The following is a 17,982-nucleotide window of genomic DNA, read 5'->3' on the forward strand; positions in this document are numbered from 1 at the left end:
TACGCTCAGGTGGTTGCCGACGAAATAATCCGCGCGCGGGACGGCGAAACGATCGCGTTCACACCAGGATGCGTGACGAGCCCCGCGCACCGCGCGCCGCCACGGGAGTCCCGACATGATCCTCGCCTACGAGATGCGAGCCACCGCGGACACGCTGCTGGCCGCCCTGACCGACGAGCAGGAGGCCGCCGCGACCCGCGGCTTCGACGACGCGGCCCGCCGCTGGATCGAGTACCGGCCCGAGCCGCGCCCCGGGCTCAGCCTGGCCGACCTCGGCGTGACCGCCCGCAAGGCGGCACACCGGCTGCTGGCCACCGCCCTGAGCCCGCCCGCGTACGCCCAGGCCATGGCCGTCCTGGCGTTGGAGGAGGTGCTGGACCGCCGGGAGGACTGGCGCCGTGGCCGGCACAGCGAGGACTACCGGGTGGTGGTCTTCGGCACCCCCGGCGACGACCGCTGGGGCTGGCGGTTCGAGGGCCACCACCTGTCGGTCAGCATGACCGTGGCCGACGACGTGGTCTCCCCCGCCCCGGTCTTCCTCGGCGCCAACCCGGCCCGGGTGGACACCGCCGGGCGGGTGGTGCTGCGACCCCTGGCCGCCGAGGAGGACCTCGGGCGCGAACTACTGCTGGCCATGACACCCACGGCACGGCGGCGGGCCGTCGTCGCCGATGAGGCACCGTACGACATCCGCAGCGGCACCGCGCCGTCGACGGGACCGATCCCACCGGCCGGGGTGCCCCGCGCCGACCTGCGCCCGGGCGAGCGCGCCCTGCTCGATCAGCTGGTCGCGCTCTACCTGGGACGGCTGCCCGACGAGCTGGCCGCCGCGTACGCGGACACCCTCGGCGCCGAGGTGCACTTCGCGTGGGAGGGGCCGCCCGGACCGGGCGGCCGCCACTACTACCGCGTCCAGGCCGACGACCTGCTCATCGAGTACGACAACACCACCGACGACGGCAACCACGCGCACACCGTGCTGCGCCGCCCGCGCGGCGACTTCGGCGGCGACGTGCTCGCCGCCCACCGCGCGGGCCCGGGGCACACCCCGTAGCTACTCCCCGCCGGAGGTGAGGCGGCGGCCCACCGCCGCGATGAGCCGGTCCAGCTCCGAACCGAACGGGTTGTCGTGCACCAGGTACGTCCACGTCGCGCTGGGCCGCACGATCTGCGCCTGCTCGGGCTGCCAACCGTCGGAGAGGTCGACCTCCTCGAACGTCTCGATGGTGCGCCGCTCGATCTCGGTGAACATCGTCTGGAAGGCCGGCACCGCCGCCCGGTGGAACTCGTCCAGCGGGTCCAGCTTGCCCAGCGCCCGCAGGTGCACACCCTCGCGGACCTCGTTGAGATGCGCCAGGTGCTCGGCCCACAGCCGGTCGAGGTGGAACAGGGCGATGGCGCGCGCCGCGTCGCTGAGGACGTCCTCGTCGGTCGCCTTCGCCTTCTCCGGCGAACGCTCCAGCAGCATGATCGCGGCGACCTCGCTGGTGAGCAGCCGTTCCCGGCGCTCGGCCAGCGCCACCCGCTGCTGCTCGATCACCACGCTGTAGCGCCACGTGTTGCGGTGAATCTCGTGGTTGACGCCCTCGGCGACCCGCTGGGCGTGCTCGACCGCGTAGTCCACGGTCTCGTCGTGCACCACGCCGTCGATGTCCATCCGCGGCGACGCGGGCAGGATGTCGCCCGCGTGCCGAACGATCAGGTCGTCCTCCAGGCTGACGAAGAACACCGAGCCACCCGGGTCGCCCTGCCGGCCCGCCCGGCCGCGCAGCTGGTCGTCCACCCGTCGGCTGTCGTGGCGGCCGCTGCCGATCACGTACAGCCCGCCCAGCTCGACCACCCGCTCGCGGTCCTTCTCGTCGCTGCCGCCCAGGCGGATGTCGACACCGCGTCCCGCCATCTGGGTGGAGACCGTCACCGCGCCCAGCGCCCCCGCCTCCGCGATGATCGCCGCCTCCTCGGCGTCGTTCTTCGCGTTCAGCACCTGGGACGGGACCCCGGCCGCGGCCAGCTGCGCCGCGAGCTGCTCCGACGCCTTCACGTCCAGCGTGCCGACCAGCACCGGGCGGCCCTTCTCGTGGGCCAGCTTGATCTCCTCGACCAGCGCCTCGTCGCGCATGTCGTGCGCCGAGTAGATCCGGTCCGGCTCGTCGACGCGGATGTTCTCGGCGTTCGACGGGATCACCGCGACCTCGAGCTTGAAGTACTCCCGCAGCTGCTCACCCACGTGCACCGCGGTCGCGGTCATCCCGCACACCGTCTTGTACGAGGCGATGAACGCCTGCACGGTGATCGTGTCCAGCACCTCGCCCTCGGCGGTGGCGCTCAGACCCTCCTTGGCCTCCACCGCGGCCTGCAGACCGTCGGGCCAGCGGCGACGCTGGGCCACCCGGCCGCGCATCTCGTCGATCAGCTCCACTGAGCCCTCGCGCACGATGTAGTCGACGTCGCGGCGCAGCAGGGCCCGGGCATGCAGCGCCACGTTCACCGCGGAGAGCTGCTCGACGTTCTCGTGGGCGTACAGATCAAGGCCCATCCGGCGCTCGACCTCCGCCAGACCCGCGGCCGTGAACGCGACGCTGCGGCCGTCGTCGGCCACCTCGAAGTGCTTGCCGGGACGCAGGTCACGGACCAGCTCGGCGGCCTCGTGCACCGGGTCACTCTCGGTGTGGATGCTGCCGGCCAGCACCATCGGCACCCGGGCCTCGTCGATCAGGATCGAGTCGGCCTCGTCGACGATCGCCGTGGCCAGCTCACTCTGCACCCGGTCCGCGATGTCCGTGACCAGCTGGTCGCGCAGGTAGTCGAAGCCGGCCTCGCTCACCGACACGTACGTGACGTCGGCCGCGTACGCCTCGCGGCGCTCCTGCGGCGTCGACGCCTCGGTGACCCAGGCGACCGTCAACCCGAGCAGGGTGTAGACCGGCTCCATCCAGGTGGCGTCGCGGCGGGCCAGATAGTCGTTGACGGTGAGCACGTGCACCGGCCCGTTGCCCCGCCGGACGTGCCCGTAGGCGGCGATGGTGGCGGTCAGGGTCTTGCCCTCACCGGTGGCCATCTCGGCGACCTTGCCGGACAGCAGGGCCATGGCGCCGAGCAGCTGCACGTCGTACGGACGTTGGTCCAGAGCCCGCTTGGCGGCCTCCCGGCCGACCGCGCAGATCTCCGTGAAGTCGTGCGCCTCGGCGGCCGCGGCGGTCAGCTCCGCGTCGTCGAGAGCCGCCAGCGCGTCTTCACGCGCCTCGATCTCCGGGAGCCGACGGCGCAGCGGGGCGAGATCGACCGTGGTGCCCGGACGCTGCAGGAACTTACGGAACCGGCTCTTCAGCCGCTGCGACACACCCATGGCCGGCAACGGTACTTGATGTCGGCCGCCGATTGCGCCCGACTCCCGCCCCGGACGCCCGATATGCCGGCTGGTGTCGGCCCCCGGCGCCGGGCCGGGGCATCACTCCTGCTCCCCGGCCGGCGCCGGCCGCGCACCGCTCAAGCGGCCCGGCACGGCTACTCGGGCGCCAGCATCGGGGCCAGGCCGGAGACCGCCAGGATGCGGGCCACGTACGGTTGCGCGCCGCGAAGGATCAGCGGCACCTCGGCGCGGGCCGCGCCCGCGCGGGCGTCCACGAACGCCGCCACCCCCGCGGCGTCGATCAGCGGCACACCGGAGAGATTCACGACGACCCGCTGGCCGGCCGCCGCCGCCACCGCCTGCCGCAGCCCCGCACGCAACCGCTCGGCGGTGTCCCGGTCGACCTCCCCGCGCACCCGCACGGTCAGCCCGCCCGGCACCCGGGCCACCGACACGCGCATGTCGTTCCCGGCGTCCGCGGCGCCCTCCCACCGGGGCAGGGTGTCGCGCAGCATGGCCTCCCGCAGCCAGCTCAGCGCCCGGCTCAGCAGCCGCGACACGTGCATCTGCGAGACGCCCAGTTCGTGGGCGATCTCGGCCTGGGTCCGGTTGCCGTAGAACCGCAGGGCGAGCATCCGCCGCTCCCGGGCCGGCATCCGCAGCAGCAGGTCCGCGACGGTGATCTTGTCGTCGACCGCCTCCAGATCCAGGTCCACGCCGCCCAGCAGGTCCCCCAGCTCACCCGCGCCGCCGGCACCGACCGGGGCGTTCAGCGACGCCGGGCAGTAGCTGGCCGCCGATTCGATCGCCTCGATCACGGCGTCCTCGTCGACCCGCAGGAACTCGGCGATCTCGGCCACCGTGGGGCTACCCGAGAGCTGGCTGGTCAGCACGGTGCAGGCGTGCGCCACCTCAAGGCTGAGGTCCTGGATCCGGCGAGGCACGTGCACACCCCAGGTCTTGTCACGGAAGTGGCGCTTGATCTCGCCGGTGATGGTGATGACCGCGTACGCGGTGAACGAGCCGCGCCCCGGGTCGTACCGGTCGATGGCCTTGACCAGGCCGAGGCGGGCGACCTGGGTGAGATCCTCCATCGGCTCGCCGCGGCCCCGGTAACGCCGCGCGAGCCTGCCCGCGAACGGCAGGCAGGCCGCGATGAGCTCCTCGCGCAGGACCTGACGTGTGGCGGGCGGCGCGCCGGCGCAACGTCGCGCGTAGACGACCGCGGCGGCGTCGAGATCCGCCGGGGGACACTCCAGCGTCTGCACTTTCTCAGGTGCGGGCATCGTCTCTCCCTCGCGCGGCCTCGCCCCGACAGGCGAAGCCACCCTCGGCCGGAGGGCGAGGCGGAGACCATCGCCCCGCTGGCGCCTCGAGCGCCCGGTCCCCACCGTCCCCGGATCGGCCCCTTCGAGCGACGTTACTGCCCCGTCTGCCGGACTCAAACGCATCGACCGAAATCGTGGCGCGCCCGCCTCCGATTCGCGCCTCCGTCCCGCGTCCGGTCACCGGGTGTGTCGTCCCGCTGCGGCCTCGGTGTCAGCCGCTGGAGTCCCGGCCGGTGCTCTCGTCGTCCTCGTCGCGGCGCAGGGCCCACGAGGGTGCGCCGGTGTCCGCCGGCCCGGACGGCGGCGGCTCGCCCGCGGTCCCGCCCGGCAGGCCGGACTGGAGTCCGCCGCCCGGCCCGGGCAGACCGGACTGCGGGCCACCGCCCGGCCCGGGCAGACCGGACGGGAGGCCACCCGCGTGGCCGGACGGGCTTGCGGACGGTGGAGCGGCATATCCCGCCGAGGCGGGTCCCGAAGGCGGGGCGGCGTATCCCGGCGTGGGCAGTCCCGACGGCATCCCGGTTCCGGACGGGGCCGGGCCGGACGGTCCCGACGGCGCACCGGCGGGGGTGGCTGCCTGGCCGGGCAGTCCGGACGGGGCGCCGGGCCCCGGCTGTCCGCCCTGCAGCGGGCGGTTGTGCTGACCGAGCTGGGGCGGCTCCAGCCGCGGCCGTTCAGGCGGCTGCGTCGACGGTTGGCCACCCGGGGAAACGGTCGGTTCGTGGCCCGGGGTCTGCAGGGCGGCAGGGGTCGGAATGGGCCCCAGCGATCGAGTCGGACCGGTGCCCTGGAGCGGGTTCGCGGCGGGGCCCGGTGCGGGTTCCTGGCCGGGCACCGCGGTGCCCGCACCGAACGAGGCCGGGCCGGACGCTCCGCCCGTGGACGGCCGCGCCCAGGGCTGCTGCGCTGACTGCGTGTCGCCCGGGCGGCCAAGCCCGGACGGGGCTGCCGACGGTGGTGGATTGTGCTGGCCGAGCTGCGGTGGCTCCAACGGCGGTCGCGCCGGGCTCTGGCCCGCCAGCGGAGGCCGGTTGCGCTGGCCCGGCTCGCCCGCCTCGTGCGGGGGACGGTTCTGACCCAGCTGCGGGGGTTCCAGCGGGGGGCGACTCTGCCCCATCTGCGGCGGCTGCAGCGGCGGCCGGTTCTGACCCATCTGCGGCGGCTGCAGCGGCGGCCGGTTCTGACCCAGTTGCGGGGCCTGCAGCGGCGGCCGGGGTTGCTCCTGACCTTGATTCTGCGGTCCGAGCGGAGGTGGACCACCCGCCTGACCGGCCAGTGGGGGCCGGTTCTGCTGGCCCAGCTGCGGGGATTCCAGCGACGGCCCGCTCGGCGCCTGCCCTGCCGGTCCGGCGGGGTTCTGCTGCCCGAGCTGCGGCTGCCCGAGCGGGGCCTGTCCGAGCTGGGGCGTGTCCAAGGGCGGTTGGGCTGGAGGCTGGGTTCCCGGCAGGCCGCCGGATTGGGCTGCCGGCGTGGCCAAGTGGTCCGGGCGCTCGGTGCGCGGGAGGTCCATGCCCGGCGTCGACTGACCGGGGGCCGCCTGTGCAGCGGGAGCAGACTGTCCCGCCGCGCCCGGCTGTCCAGGAGGGCCTGGCTGCCCGGCTTGCCCCACGCCGGGCTGCCCCACGCCAGGCTGCCCCACGCCGGGCTGCCCCACGCCGGGCTGGCCCGCAGGGCCGGGACGCCCCGGTTGCCCCATCAGGCCCGCTTGCCCGGGCACGGTCTCCCGACCGCTCGGGGTGCCGCCCGGCTGGTCGGTCCGCGGGCGCGAGGGAGTGAACTGCGGTGCGTCCAGGGGCCGGTTCTGCTGGACGTAGATCGGCGGCCCGAGCAGGAGCGGATCGAAGTCCGGCGGAAGCGTCGGCGGCACGGCCGGTGGCGCGCCCCCAGCGACGGGGCCGGCGCCGGCCGGCGGCGTGAGTGGGCTTCCCCCCGGGGAGGACGGCGAGCCCATGCCGTGCGGCGCGGTGGGGGCCCCACCGGTCTGCGCTCCCGTGGCGGACCATTCCGGCGACGGCTGCGCCCAGCTGGGCTGGGTGCCGGGCGCGTCGCCTCGGGCGGCGTCCGTACGGCCTCCGGGCGCGAATCCCGGTGCCGCCGGCGGTGTGCCGGTCGGCGTGGGCGGCCCGGACGGTACTGGTGCCCCGTTCAGCGGGCCCGCGCCGGGTCCGGCGGCCGGGGCCTCGGCCCGCTCGGCCGGTGCGGCCGTGGGATCCCATCCGCTCACCGGGCTCCCGCCCTGCGGAGGCGCCGCCGGTGCGCCGCTGATCGCGCCCGACAGCCCGGACGGCGGGGTGGCCGCGCCGCTCCCGCTGAGCGTGCCCCATTGCCCCGTCCCGCCCGCCTGACCGGCGGTTTCGTGGCTGCCCGGTTCCCTGGAGGCGGGGTCGCCCGCCCCGGGGCGCGACAGACCCGACAGCGCGCCCCCGGCCGACGACGATGGCGGCGCGTCCGACGGCGCGGCGGGCGGCGGCGGGACAGACAGCCCGGACGGCGGGGCGGGCGGCGCGGAGACAGGCGCGGAGAGACCGGACGGCGCCGCAGGTGAAGGCGGCGGCGCGGACAGACCCGACGGCCCACCAGGAGACGGAAGCGGCGCGGACAGACCCGACGGCCCACCAGGAGACGGAAGCGACGCCGACAAACCCGACGGCCCACCAGGAGACGGAAGCGGCGCCAGCCCGGAAGGCGGTCCGGCAGGTGCGGGTCCGGACAGGCCGGACGGCGCACCGGCCGGGCCCGGGGCCGGGGTGGTGAAGCCCGGCGTAGAAGCGACCCGGCCCGCCGCTTCGGGCGCGGCCGGGCCGGGAGTGGACGATTCGGCCGGAGGCTCGGCGGCGGGTGGCAGGCCCGAGGTGGGCGCCGGCGGCAACCCCACGGTGGGCGGCAACCCGGAGGTCGGGGGAAGCCCCAGAGCCGGGGCGGGGGCGGTCCCGGGCGGATCCGCCCGCATCGGCGAGGGCAGCTCATGGCCTGCAGTCTCTGCCGGATACCGAAGAGGCCCCGGCAGGTCGTGGGTGGCCGGGACGTCGGTGGAGGGCGCGGCCTGCCCCAGGTTTGCGGGCCCCGTGGCGGTCGGCAGACCCGGGATGTCGAAGTCCGGTACCGGCTCGCTGGTGCGCGACGTGGTCGGCCCGCCGGGCGGCATGAGCGGGCCAGGGGCCGCGCCCCGCCCCTGCCGGGCCGCCTCGACCAGGCCGGACGACTCGGCCAGCCCGGCGGCGACGAGTACCTCGGCGGCGGCGAGGCCGGTCGAGCAGGGCAGCGGTTCGCCGCACACGGGGCAGGTGGTCATACCGACGGTGGGACCGGCGCCATCGGCGTGCGCCTTCATCACTTCCGCGGCGGTGCGCGCCAGGACGCTGTCCGGCCGGATGTACGCCGTCGACCCTGTAGCCATCGTGGTCCCCCGTCGGTCCGCCGCGCGCCGGGACGCGTGGTCAGCACAAGTTCACCGCGACCGGGGCGGGTTTGGAGCGGTTTCGCGCAATCGGAAGACCTTCGGCGGATGGCCGTGGAGCGGGCCGGACAGCGGACCGCGAGTGGATCACCGGTGGGCTGCGACAGGAGGACGCAATGAACCAGAATTCACTCACTGTGTGCTAGACGTCGCTCTCCGTACCATCAGGGGACATCCATCTCCTCCCCCCGGGGGTGACCCATGGACGACGCCGGGTTGTACCGCGAGCAGATCCTCCGGCACGCCGGTCCCGTCATCACCGGCCGGTTCGTCGGGTTCCAGGCCTCCTACACCCGGGAGGTCAAGGTCGGGCAGCCGTTGCTGCTGGCCGTCTTCGTCACCGCCGGGATCGCTCAGGGCCTCGTCGCGCTGGTCCTCGCCAAGCTGCGCGGCGGCGCGCTCGGTGCCCGCCGGAGCTTCAGGGAACTGAAGAAGGGCCCCGAGTATCTGGTGACCCCGCTGCGGGTCCGCGACGATCTGGGTCAGACGTACGAGGTTGAGATGCACGGGTACCTGCCGGTTTCGGCGCTGCACCGGGGCGATCTCGTCCAGTTGCGCACCCAGCAGCAGAAGGACCCCCAGCTGCCGGTGAAGGTGCGGCAGGTCCTCAACCTCACCACCCTGCAGCCGCTGACCCCGCGCGTCCCGACACTGTGGTCGCATCTCGGCCCGGGGCTGCTCATCCAGGCCGGGGCGGGCCTCGTACTGGTCGGGCTGCTGGCGGCGGCCTGGCTCCACTGACCCCGCCGGGACTACGCACGGGCACACCCGGGTACGGATCGAACCGGCACGCCATCCGCCCGGTCCATTCGGGACGGCGCTCGCGCCGTACCGGAATCGATCGGGCGGCGCGCGGCCCGCCGCGCCCGCGCGGGAGTTGCGCGTCCGATGATGCGGTGAGACGGTGACGGTGCGTGGAGAGGGAGATGCACAGTGGGTGAAGAGGTCGAGCAGCACGCGTTCACCCGCGACGACCGCGCGCGGTACCGGCAGAAGATCCGCCGGAGCCTGGACGTGTTCGCGTCAATGCTGCGGGAGTCCCGGTTCGAGTTCGAACGGCCGCTGACCGGCATGGAGATCGAGCTGAACCTCATCGACGAGCACTGCGACCCGGCGATGCGCAACGCCGAGGTGCTCGGCGCCATCGCGGACCCCGACTACCAGACCGAGCTGGGCCAGTTCAACATCGAGATCAACGTGCCGCCGCGCCTGCTGGCCGGGGACGGCAACACCGATCTGGAACGCGGCCTGCGGGCCAGCCTCAACAACGCCGAACAGCACGCCCGCTCGGCCGGCGCGCACATGGTGATGATCGGCATCCTGCCGACGCTGCGCAAGGAGCACCTCACCATGGAGTCGCTGTCCGCGAATCCGCGGTACCGGCTGCTCAACGAGCAGATCTTCGCGGCGCGCGGCGAGGACCTCGACATCCGCATCGACGGCATCGACCGGCTCGCGGTCACCACCGACACGATCGCGCCCGAGGCGGCCTGCACGAGCACCCAGTTCCACCTGCAGGTCAGCCCGGGGCAGTTCGCCGCGTACTGGAACTCGGCGCAGGCCATCGCGGGCGTCCAGGTGGCACTGGGCGCCAACTCGCCGCTGCTGTTCGGGCGTGAGCTGTGGCGCGAGACCCGCATCCCGCTGTTCGAACAGGCGACGGACACCCGCAGCGAGGAGATCAAGGCGCAGGGGGTACGCCCGCGGGTGTGGTTCGGCGAGCGCTGGGTCACCTCGGTCTTCGACCTGTTCGAGGAGAACGTACGGTACTTTCCCGCCCTGCTGCCGATCTGCGACGATGCCGACCCCGAGCAGGACCTGGAGCGCGGCGACATTCCCGAGCTCAGCGAGTTGCGCCTGCACAACGGCACCGTCTACCGCTGGAACCGGCCCGTGTACGCGGTGGTCAACGGCCGTCCCCACCTGCGCGTCGAGAACCGGGTGCTGCCCGCCGGACCCACCGTGGTGGACACGATCGCCAACGCGGCCTTCTACTACGGCCTCGTGCGCAGCCTCGCCGACGCGGAGCGTCCGCTGTGGACGCAGATGTCGTTCAGCGCCGCCGAGGAGAACTTCCACGCCGGTGCCCGGCACGGCATCGCCGCGACGGTGTTCTGGCCCGGCCTCGGATACGTCCCGGTCACGGAGCTGGTGCTGCGCCGGCTGCTGCCGCTCGCCCACGACGGGCTGGACCGCTGGGCAGTGCCCGCCGCCGAACGCGACCGCCTGCTCGGCATCATCGAACGCCGCTGCCTGGCCGGGCGCAACGGGGCGCAGTGGCAGGTGGACACGCTGCACGCGCTGGAGGCCGACGGCCGGGAGCGTCGCGAGGCCCTGCACGAGATGCTGCAGCGGTACCTGCCGCTCATGCACGGCAACGTACCCGTCCACGAGTGGCCGCTGCCCGGCTAGCCGGGTTGTCCGGCCTCTCCGCCCGGCTGCGCGGAAGCGGTGCGGGGCAGGGCCGTCGTGACGGCCCGATCCGCGACCGCCACGGTGAGGCCTGACCACACCGACTTCGGCAGGATCAGTCGCGCGCCGGGCCCGGCGGCCAGCAGGGCGGCGGCCTCGGCCACACTCGGTGTCCCGGCCGCCGCGGCGACCCGCGCGCTCGGATGCGGCACCGGCACGACGGCGAGCTGGTCCGCCCGGTACGACCGCACCGCCCATTCGTGACGGTCCGCGACGGCCCTCAGCGTCGCGCCGGCCCGGCGGTCCAGCGTGGCCACCACGCCGACGTCCCCGGGCGACAGGCCCGCCGCGGTCAGCGCGGCGCGGATCGCCCAGTCCAGCTCCGCTTCGAGCAGGTCGCTGCGCGCCCCGACGCCCACCGCCACCCGCCCGCCGTGAACCGCCACCGGTTCGCCGCACCGGACGTCGTCACCCGCGCCGACGACCCCACTGTCCTCGGTGAACGGCGTAGCGGCATCCCGGCCGCGCGCCGTCACGGGGCACGCTCCAGCGGCGCGTCGCGGGCGGCGGCCGCGGTGACCACGCGGTGCGCCATCGCCGGTTGGCCCGCCCAGTGCAGGTGCAGATACGACGCATGCAGGCTCGGGGTCGCGAAGCCCTCCGGGTCGGCGCCGCGCCACCCCCACGCCGCCCCGGCCGCCGGGGAAAGCAGCAGCCCGGAGCGGGGCTGCACGACCGTACGGTGGAACTCGTGCCCGGTCACCCTGGTCCCGGCCACGGCCAGGGGGCTGTCCGTCAGCGCCGCGGCGTCGCGGTAGCCGAGGGTCAGCGTGGGGGTCATGGCCGCCTCCGCGTCGAGCACGCCGCACATCGGCGCGCCGTCGAGGGCCCGGCAGAGCCAGAGCAGGCCCGCGCACTCGGCCACGATCGGCAGACCGGCCGCGGCGCGGGCGGCCACGTCGCGGCGCAGCGGCTCGTTGGCGGACAGCTGCTCGGCGTACACCTCGGGGAAGCCGCCGCCGACCACCAGGGCGCCGGTGCCGGCGGGCAGGGCCTCGGCGCGCAGCGGGTCGACCGTGACGACCTCGGCACCCGCACCGGCCAGCAGCTCGGCGGTCTCCGCGTACGAAAAGGTGAAGGCCGGGCCGCCCGCGACCGCGACGACCGGGCGGCCCGGCACGGGCTCGGCCGCCGCCGGGGTCCACGCGGTGGCCGCCAGCGGCGGGGCGGCGCGGGCCAGCGCCAGCACCGCGTCCAGGTCCACGGCGGACGCGACGAGCGCGGCCAGCGCGTCGACCGCCGCGACGGCCTCGGCGCGGCGCTCGGCCGCCGGGATCAACCCCAGGTGCCGCGACGGAGCGGCTACGGCGTCGGCGCGGCGCAGCGCGCCCAGCACCGGGGTGCCCACCTCCTCGCACGCCTCGCGCAGCAGTTGCTCGTGCCGGTCGGAGCCGACCCGGTTGAGGATGACCCCGCCGATGCGGGCGTCGCCGAAGCTGCGGAAGCCGTGCACGAGGGCAGCCACCGAGCGGCCCTGCGCGGCGGCGTCCACCACGAGCACCACGGGCGCGGCGAGCAGGCGCGCCACGTGTGCGGTGGAGCCTGTGTCGCCGGCGCCGGTGCGGCCGTCGTACAGGCCCATGACGCCTTCCACGACCGCGAGCTGCGCACCGGCCGTACCGTGCGCGAACAGCGGACCGATCAGCTGCTCGCCCACCATGACCGGGTCGAGGTTGCGCCCGGGCCGCCCGGCGGCCAGGGCGTGGTAGCCCGGGTCGATGTAGTCCGGCCCCACCTTGAACGGGGCGACCGCGAGGCCGCGCGCCGCGAACGCGGCCAGCAGGCCGGTGGCCACCGTGGTCTTGCCGTGCCCGGAGGCCGGCGCGGCTATGACCAGGCGGGGCACGCTCACCATTCGATGCCCGGCTGCCCCTTGCGGCCCGCGTCCATCGGGTGCTTGAGCTTGGTCATCTCGGTGACCAGGTCGGCCGCCGCGATGAGGTCCGGGTGCGCGTCACGGCCGGTGATCACGACATGCTGGGTGCCGGGCCGTTCGGCCAGGGTCGCCACGACGTCGGCCACGTCGACCCAACCCCATTTCATCGGGTACGTGAACTCGTCGAGCACGTAGAACCTGTGGGTCTCGGCGGTCAGGTCCCGTTTGATCTGTGCCCAGCCCTCGGCCGCCTCGGCGGCGTGGTCGCGTTCCGTGCCGGCCCGCTGGATCCAGGACCAGCCCTCCCCCATCTTGTGCCAGGCCACGGGCGGGCCGCCGCTCGCGCCCAGCGCCTTGAGGGCGGTCTCCTCGCCGACCCGCCACTTCTCGCTCTTGACGAACTGGAACACCCCGATCGACCACCCGGCGCTCCAGGCCCGCAACGCCATCCCGAACGCGGCCGTCGACTTTCCCTTGCCGTGTCCGGTGTGCACCGCCAGCACCGCCTGGCGGCGCCGCTGGCGGGTGGTCAGGCCGTCGTCCGGCACCGTCGTGACCTTGCCCTGCGGCATCAGGCTGCTCCGCTCGTCGCTGCGGGCTCGTTCATGCGGCCCTCCGGGTGGTGGTGTGTTCCAGGTGCTCGAGGGGCACGAGGTCGGCGTCGAGCGCGGCGGCGAGGCGGCGGGCGAGGCCGAGGCGTACCGGGCCGGACTCGCAGTCCACCACCACGGTGGCGACCCCGGCCAGGACGCCGGCCAGCGTCGTGGGGTCGGGTCCGCTGGTGGCGCGGCCGTCGGTGACCACGACCAGCAGGGGACGCCGGCGGGGGTCGCGGCGGCGCTCGGTGGCGATGGTCGCGGCCGCGGCGCGCAGGCCCGCGGCGAGCGGGGTACGCCCGCCCGTGCGCAACGAGGCCAGCCGCAGCACCCCGACCTCGTGGCTGGAGGTCGGCGGCAGCACCTGATCCGCGGATGAACCCCGGAAGGTGATCATCCCGATCCGGTCGCGCCGCTGGTAGGCGTCGCGCAGCAGGGACAGCACCGCGGTCTTGACCACGGTCATCCGGCGGCGCGCGGCCATCGAGCCGGAGGCGTCCACGACGAACAGGACGAGGTTGGCCTCCCGGCCGACGTGTACGGCCTGGCGCAGGTCGCGTGGCTGCACGGCGAGGCCGCCGGGCCGGGCGGTGCGGTGCGCGGCGGCCCGGTGCAGGGCGGCGCGCAGCGTGGCCGGCAGGTGGGGGGCGCCGGTGAGGCGGCCGTGCGGCGCCCGCGCCCCGACCACGCGGCCGCGACGCGCGTACGCCGGGGAGCGGCGGCCCGCGTGGCCGCCGTCGCCGCGCGCGGCGATCCGCAGCGTGCGCGGGCGGAACGCGGCGCCGGCCCGCGCGGTCCCCGACCGTGGGCGGCCGGGTGACGCCGACTCGCCCGGCTGATCCAGCGGTGCGTGCCCGGCGGCCGGCCCGGGCCGGTCGGTGGCGGCCGCCGGCTCCGGGGGGTGCTCCTGCGCCCGGCTCGGCGACGACGAACCGTCCGCGCCGGACGGGTCTCGGTCGCCCGGCGGCGGGCCCTGGGTGTCCCCTGAGTGAGGGCCGTCGCCGGGCGCGGGGCCGTCGTCGGGTGGTGGGGCGCCGCCGTCCGGCGGGGTGGGCGGGTCGTCGTCCGGGTCCGCCTGGGCCAGGGCCTCCTCGAGGCGCTGCTCGTCCGTGCCGGGCGGGTCGAGCGGGTCGCGGCGGCGCCGATGCGGCAACGCCAGCCGGGCCGCGTCCTTGACGTCGTCGCCGGTCACCCGGTCGCGTCCGTGCCAGGCGGCCAGCGCCACCGCGCACCGGGCGACCACGATGTCGGCGCGCATGCCGTCGACGCCGTACGCGAGGCACACCCGGGCGATCCGGTCCAGCTCGGCGTCGGGCAGCGCCACGCCCGGCAGGGCGGCCCGGGCCTCGGCGATCCGGTGGGCCAGTGTCCGCTCGGCGTCCGCGAACCGGGCCGTGAACCCGGCGGGATCCGCCTCGTACGCGAGGCGGCGTCGCACCACCTCGGCGCGCTGCCCGGCGTCGCGGGGCGCGGCGACCGTGACCACCAGCCCGAACCGGTCGACCAGCTGGGGGCGGGGCTCGCCCTCCTCCGGGTTCATGGTGCCGACCAGCAGGAAGCGGGCGGCGTGCTTGACGGAGACGCCGTCGCGTTCGACGTGTGCCCGGCCCATGGCAGCCGCGTCGAGGAGCAGGTCGACGAGGTGGTCCGGGAGCAGGTTGACCTCGTCGACGTACAGGGCGCCACGGTGGGCGGCGGCCAGCAGTCCGGGCTCGTACGCCTTGACCCCGTCGGCGAGGGCGCGCTGGATGTCGAGGGTGCCGACCACCCGGTCCTCGGTGGCGCCGACCGGCAGCTCCACAAGGGTGGCGGGCCGGTGCCCGTGCGGTGCGTCGATCTCATGTGGCCCGTCGGGGCAGTCCGGGTCTGGTCCGGCGGGATCGCACGCGAAGCGGCAGCCGCGCACCACGTCGACCTCGGGCAGCAGCCCGGCGAGCGCGCGGACCACGGTCGACTTGGCGGTGCCCTTCTCGCCTCGGACCAGGACGCCGCCCACGGCCGGTGACACGGCGGTCAGCAACAGGGCGAGCCGCAGGTCGTCGAGGCCGACGACGGCGGAGAACGGGTACGCAGGCAGCACGCGGCAGATCCCTTCCGCGGGTGTCCACGCCCGCATCCTCAAGGTACGAGCGGCCGGAGTCTCCTGGCTCCCGGATCGGCGCTCGCCGCGGCCTTCCGGCCGTCTCCGGCCGTGGCGTCGTCGCGGGTCACTCCCCGGTCACAGTGGCGGGACCGCCCCGGTCTCGCACCGGGTTCCTCCGCTACCGCTCGCCGGTCATGCTTTCCTACCACGCCACCGGTCGTCAACGTGACGTGCCGCCCTTCACGGCGCCGGCCGTCCTCACCGGCCGGTGAGCCCGCGCAGTTCGGTGTGCACGTCGGTCACGGCGTGGACGGCGCGCTCGACGAGCGGGCGCATCCGGCGGTACAGGGCCGCGGCGTCCGGGTCGGGCCGGGTGGGTTCGCCGACGCCGACAAGGGCCCCGGCGTGATCCAGGTCGGGTAGGGTGCCGAGGGCGTGCCAGCCCAGCAGGGCGGCGCCGAGCGCGGTGCCCTCGCGGGTACCGGCGACCGCGACCGGCAGGTCCAGCGCGGCGGCCAGCACGTCCACCCACAGGGCGGAGGCGACCGCGCCGCCGGTGGCCCGTACCTCGGCGACCGCGATCCCCTCGTCGGCGAAGGTGTCGCGGACGAGGGCCAGTTGCTGGCACACCCCCTCGACGGCGGCGCGGACCAGGTGGGCTCGGCCGTGCTCGCGCCCCAGCCCCAGGTACGCGCCGCGCAGCCCCGGCCGCCACCACGGCGCCCGCTCCCCCAGCAGGTAGGGCAGGCAGAGCAGGCCGTCGCTGCCCGCCGGGACACGGCCCGCCTCGGCCAGCAGCGCCGCGTCACCCACGTCGGCCCCGAGGGGGTCCATCTCGGCGCGGTCGGTCCCCGGGTAGCCCGTGAAGGTCTGCCGCGCCCAGCGCACCACCGACCCGGCGTTGTTGACCGCCCCGCCGACGACCCAGCGGTCCGTGGTGAGCGCGTAGCAGAACAGCCGGCCCGCCCGGTCCACCGTGGGCGCGCCTACGACCGTGCGCAGGGCGCCGCTGGTGCCCAGGGACACCGCGGCCACGCCGGGCGCGGTGGCGCCCACGCCGAGGGTGGCCAGCGGCCCGTCGGTGGCGCCGACGATCACCGGCGTGGTGGCGGGCAGCCCGGCAGCGGCCGCGATGTCCGGGCGCAGCGTGAACCGCGCGGTGGTCGGCACGACCTCGGCCAGGTGCGCGGGCCGCACCCCGGCGATCTCCAGCGCCTCGGGGTCCCAGCGCCGCTGGTGGATGTCGTAGAGCCCGGTCCCGGAGGCGGCGGAGAGGTCGACGACGAACGGCGCGTCCGCGAGCGCGGCCAGCACCAGCTCCTTGACCCCGCCCCAGCGCGGGGTGTCGCGCAGCGTCGCCGGGTGGGTGTCGCGCCACCAGGCGAGCTTGGCCAGCGGCGACATCGGGTGCACGGGGGTGCCGGTGCGGGCGTGCAGGGCCCCGGCGCGCCCGGCGGCCACGAGCGCCGCGGACTGCGCCGCGGCGCGGCCGTCGGCCCAGGTGATCATCGGGCCGAGCGGGCGCCCCACGGGATCCATCGGCACGAGCCCGTGCAGGAACGCGCTGAGGCTGACCGCGACGACCCGGTCGCCGCGCTGGCGGGACTGCCGGGCCGCGTCGACGAGGGTGTGGATCGCGGCGTCGCGCAGGCCGTCGGGCTCCAGCTCGGCCCGGCCGGCCGCGGGTACGGACAGCGGATAGGCGACGCTGGCGGGCGCCCTCGGCTCACCGGCCGCGCCGAGGGCCACCGCCTTGGTCGCGGTGGTGCCGGTGTCGATGCCGACGATGACGTCCACGTGTCAGGCCGGGGGCGGCGCGAGGCACGGCGGGCGCCCGTCCAGAGTCGACGTCACGCCGCCGAGCCTAGTCAGCGGGCGAGGCGTCGCGCGTACCCGTCGCGCAGGTCGTCCCAGCCGTACGCGAGGGCGTCGCGGCCGCGGATGACACCGACGGGGGTGCCGTCGAGCAGCCGCCGCAGCACCGCCATGCACAGGTGCCAGCCGGCCGCGACCATGGCGTCCATGCCGGGCTGGGCCAGGGTGTGCCGCAGGGTGAGCCGGGTGCCGCCGCCCTCGGCGTCGAGCTCCCAGCGCAACCGGTCCTCGCCCCAGGTGTACTCCAGCACGCGGGGTGCCTCGGCGCGCAGCACGGTGACGGGCTGCTCCAGGCGGGTATCGCCGTCGATCATGGTGAGCGTGGTGTCGCCGGGCGCGCCGAGGTCACGGGCGACGGCGAAGGGTGCCCACTGGTCGAGTTCGCCGGGGTCGGTCAGGGCGCGCCACACCCGCTCGGGCGGCTGCCGCAGGTCGCGGACGAACACCAGGGTCCAGGCGTCACCGTCAGGAACGACGCTGGCGTCGCCGGGCGGGCCGGGGTCGAAATCGGTGGTGGGGTGTCTCATGGCTGCTCCTCGGAGTCGAGGTGGCGTTCGAGAGCGTCGAGGTGCCGGGTCCACAGCGCGCGGTAGGGCGCCAGCCAGGCGTCCAGGGCCCGGAAGCGTTCCGGCTCCAGGTGGTAGATGCGCTGTTGGGCGGCCGTCCGGCAGGTGACGAAGCCGGCGTCGCGCAGCACCCGCAGGTGCTTGGAGACCGCGGGCTGGCTCATCTGGAGCGCGCCGACCAGGGCACCGACGCTGAGGTCGGCGTGGCGCAGCTCGTCCAGGATGCGGCGCCGGGCCGGTTCGGCCAGTACGGCGAGGGCGTCGACGGGCACGACCCCGACTATTCCACCGCCGTTATATAACCGTCAAGGCAAACAATGAGGTACGGTCGCCGGAAACACCACCGCCCCGCCGGCCGGGCCGACGGGGCGGAGTAGCGA

At 75.4% G+C, this 17,982-nt stretch carries 13 protein-coding genes and 1 riboswitch; of the genes, 3 read left to right on the top strand and 10 right to left on the bottom strand.

The features are described 5' to 3' along the window. Window positions 1-115: 115 nt before the first annotated feature. Complete coding sequence (locus tag EV385_RS01520; protein ID WP_242624636.1) at window positions 116-1,054, top strand: DUF3500 domain-containing protein; 939 nt, start codon at window positions 116-118, stop codon at window positions 1,052-1,054. Here EV385_RS01520 and secA2 read toward each other — a convergent pair whose 3' ends face one another. From secA2 to EV385_RS01535, 3 genes are all read right to left on the bottom strand, one after another. Continuing rightward, the gene (secA2, locus tag EV385_RS01525; protein WP_130507813.1) at window positions 1,055-3,346 is read right to left on the bottom strand and encodes an accessory Sec system translocase SecA2; all 2,292 of its coding nucleotides are present in this window, start codon (window positions 3,344-3,346) and stop codon (window positions 1,055-1,057) included. A gap of 158 nt (window positions 3,347-3,504) precedes the next feature. After that, on the bottom strand, window positions 3,505-4,635 hold the full coding sequence (locus EV385_RS01530; protein ID WP_130507814.1) for a SigB/SigF/SigG family RNA polymerase sigma factor: 1,131 nt from the start codon (window positions 4,633-4,635) through the stop codon (window positions 3,505-3,507). A gap of 253 nt (window positions 4,636-4,888) precedes the next feature. Then, the gene (locus EV385_RS01535) at window positions 4,889-6,091 is read right to left on the bottom strand and encodes a hypothetical protein (RefSeq protein WP_130507815.1); all 1,203 of its coding nucleotides are present in this window, start codon (window positions 6,089-6,091) and stop codon (window positions 4,889-4,891) included. 2,244 nt (window positions 6,092-8,335) lie between these two features. On the opposite strand from EV385_RS01535, the gene EV385_RS01540 reads away from it, so the two are divergent. After that, a complete protein-coding gene (locus tag EV385_RS01540) occupies window positions 8,336-8,875 on the top strand; it encodes a hypothetical protein (RefSeq protein ID WP_130507816.1) in 540 nt (179 codons plus the stop codon). Window positions 8,876-9,067: 192 nt separating this feature from the next. Continuing rightward, window positions 9,068-10,546 (top strand): glutamate-cysteine ligase family protein, encoded by a 1,479-nt coding sequence (locus EV385_RS01545; RefSeq protein ID WP_130507817.1) that lies wholly within the window; start codon window positions 9,068-9,070, stop codon window positions 10,544-10,546. On the opposite strand, the gene EV385_RS01550 is transcribed toward EV385_RS01545, so the two are convergent. The 7 genes from EV385_RS01550 to EV385_RS01580 all read right to left on the bottom strand — a co-directional run bounded on the left by EV385_RS01550 (window position 10,543) and on the right by EV385_RS01580 (window position 17,874). Next, window positions 10,543-11,082, bottom strand: a complete 540-nt coding sequence (locus EV385_RS01550; RefSeq protein ID WP_165449359.1) for a cobalamin biosynthesis protein — start codon at window positions 11,080-11,082, stop codon at window positions 10,543-10,545. The two genes, EV385_RS01545 and EV385_RS01550, sit on opposite strands and share 4 nt — an antisense overlap. Beyond that, on the bottom strand, window positions 11,079-12,461 hold the full coding sequence (locus tag EV385_RS01555; protein ID WP_130507819.1) for a cobyrinic acid a,c-diamide synthase CobB: 1,383 nt from the start codon (window positions 12,459-12,461) through the stop codon (window positions 11,079-11,081). The genes EV385_RS01550 and EV385_RS01555 overlap by 4 nt, the downstream gene beginning before the upstream one ends. Next, complete coding sequence (gene cobO, locus EV385_RS01560; RefSeq protein ID WP_130507820.1) at window positions 12,455-13,054, bottom strand: cob(I)yrinic acid a,c-diamide adenosyltransferase; 600 nt, start codon at window positions 13,052-13,054, stop codon at window positions 12,455-12,457. Before cobO ends, EV385_RS01555 begins: the two co-directional genes overlap by 7 nt. Window positions 13,055-13,085: 31 nt before the next feature. Continuing rightward, entirely contained in the window at window positions 13,086-15,158 is a 2,073-nt protein-coding gene (locus EV385_RS01565) for a VWA domain-containing protein (protein WP_242624637.1), read from the bottom strand. Window positions 15,159-15,192: 34 nt separating this feature from the next. Further along, window positions 15,193-15,362, bottom strand: a riboswitch (cobalamin riboswitch). Between the two features lie 57 nt (window positions 15,363-15,419). Further along, window positions 15,420-16,958 carry a gluconokinase gene (locus EV385_RS01570; RefSeq protein ID WP_130507822.1) on the bottom strand — a complete coding sequence of 513 codons (1,539 nt, stop codon included), beginning with the start codon at window positions 16,956-16,958 and terminating at the stop codon, window positions 15,420-15,422. Between the two features lie 71 nt (window positions 16,959-17,029). After that, window positions 17,030-17,563 carry an SRPBCC family protein gene (locus EV385_RS01575; RefSeq protein WP_130507823.1) on the bottom strand — a complete coding sequence of 178 codons (534 nt, stop codon included), beginning with the start codon at window positions 17,561-17,563 and terminating at the stop codon, window positions 17,030-17,032. After that, the gene (locus tag EV385_RS01580) at window positions 17,560-17,874 is read right to left on the bottom strand and encodes an ArsR/SmtB family transcription factor (protein WP_130507824.1); all 315 of its coding nucleotides are present in this window, start codon (window positions 17,872-17,874) and stop codon (window positions 17,560-17,562) included. The genes EV385_RS01575 and EV385_RS01580 overlap by 4 nt, the downstream gene beginning before the upstream one ends. Window positions 17,875-17,982 lie beyond the last annotated feature (108 nt).

Origin of the sequence: Krasilnikovia cinnamomea (assembly GCF_004217545.1) — a bacterium.
In the GTDB taxonomy this organism is placed as follows: Bacteria; Actinomycetota; Actinomycetes; order Mycobacteriales; family Micromonosporaceae; genus Actinoplanes; species Actinoplanes cinnamomeus.

Excerpts from the sequence above, each read along its gene's own strand:
- secA2 (WP_130507813.1), bottom strand. The coding sequence starts at position 3,346 with ATGGGTGTGTCGCAGCGGCTGAAGAGCCGGTTCCGTAAGTTCCTGCAG.
- EV385_RS01575 (WP_130507823.1), bottom strand. The coding sequence starts at position 17,563 with ATGAGACACCCCACCACCGATTTCGACCCCGGCCCGCCCGGCGACGCC.
- EV385_RS01555 (WP_130507819.1), bottom strand. The coding sequence starts at position 12,461 with ATGGTGAGCGTGCCCCGCCTGGTCATAGCCGCGCCGGCCTCCGGGCAC.
- EV385_RS01520 (WP_242624636.1), top strand. The coding sequence starts at position 116 with ATGATCCTCGCCTACGAGATGCGAGCCACCGCGGACACGCTGCTGGCC.
- EV385_RS01530 (WP_130507814.1), bottom strand. The coding sequence starts at position 4,635 with ATGCCCGCACCTGAGAAAGTGCAGACGCTGGAGTGTCCCCCGGCGGAT.
- EV385_RS01540 (WP_130507816.1), top strand. The coding sequence starts at position 8,336 with ATGGACGACGCCGGGTTGTACCGCGAGCAGATCCTCCGGCACGCCGGT.
- cobO (WP_130507820.1), bottom strand. The coding sequence starts at position 13,054 with ATGCCGCAGGGCAAGGTCACGACGGTGCCGGACGACGGCCTGACCACC.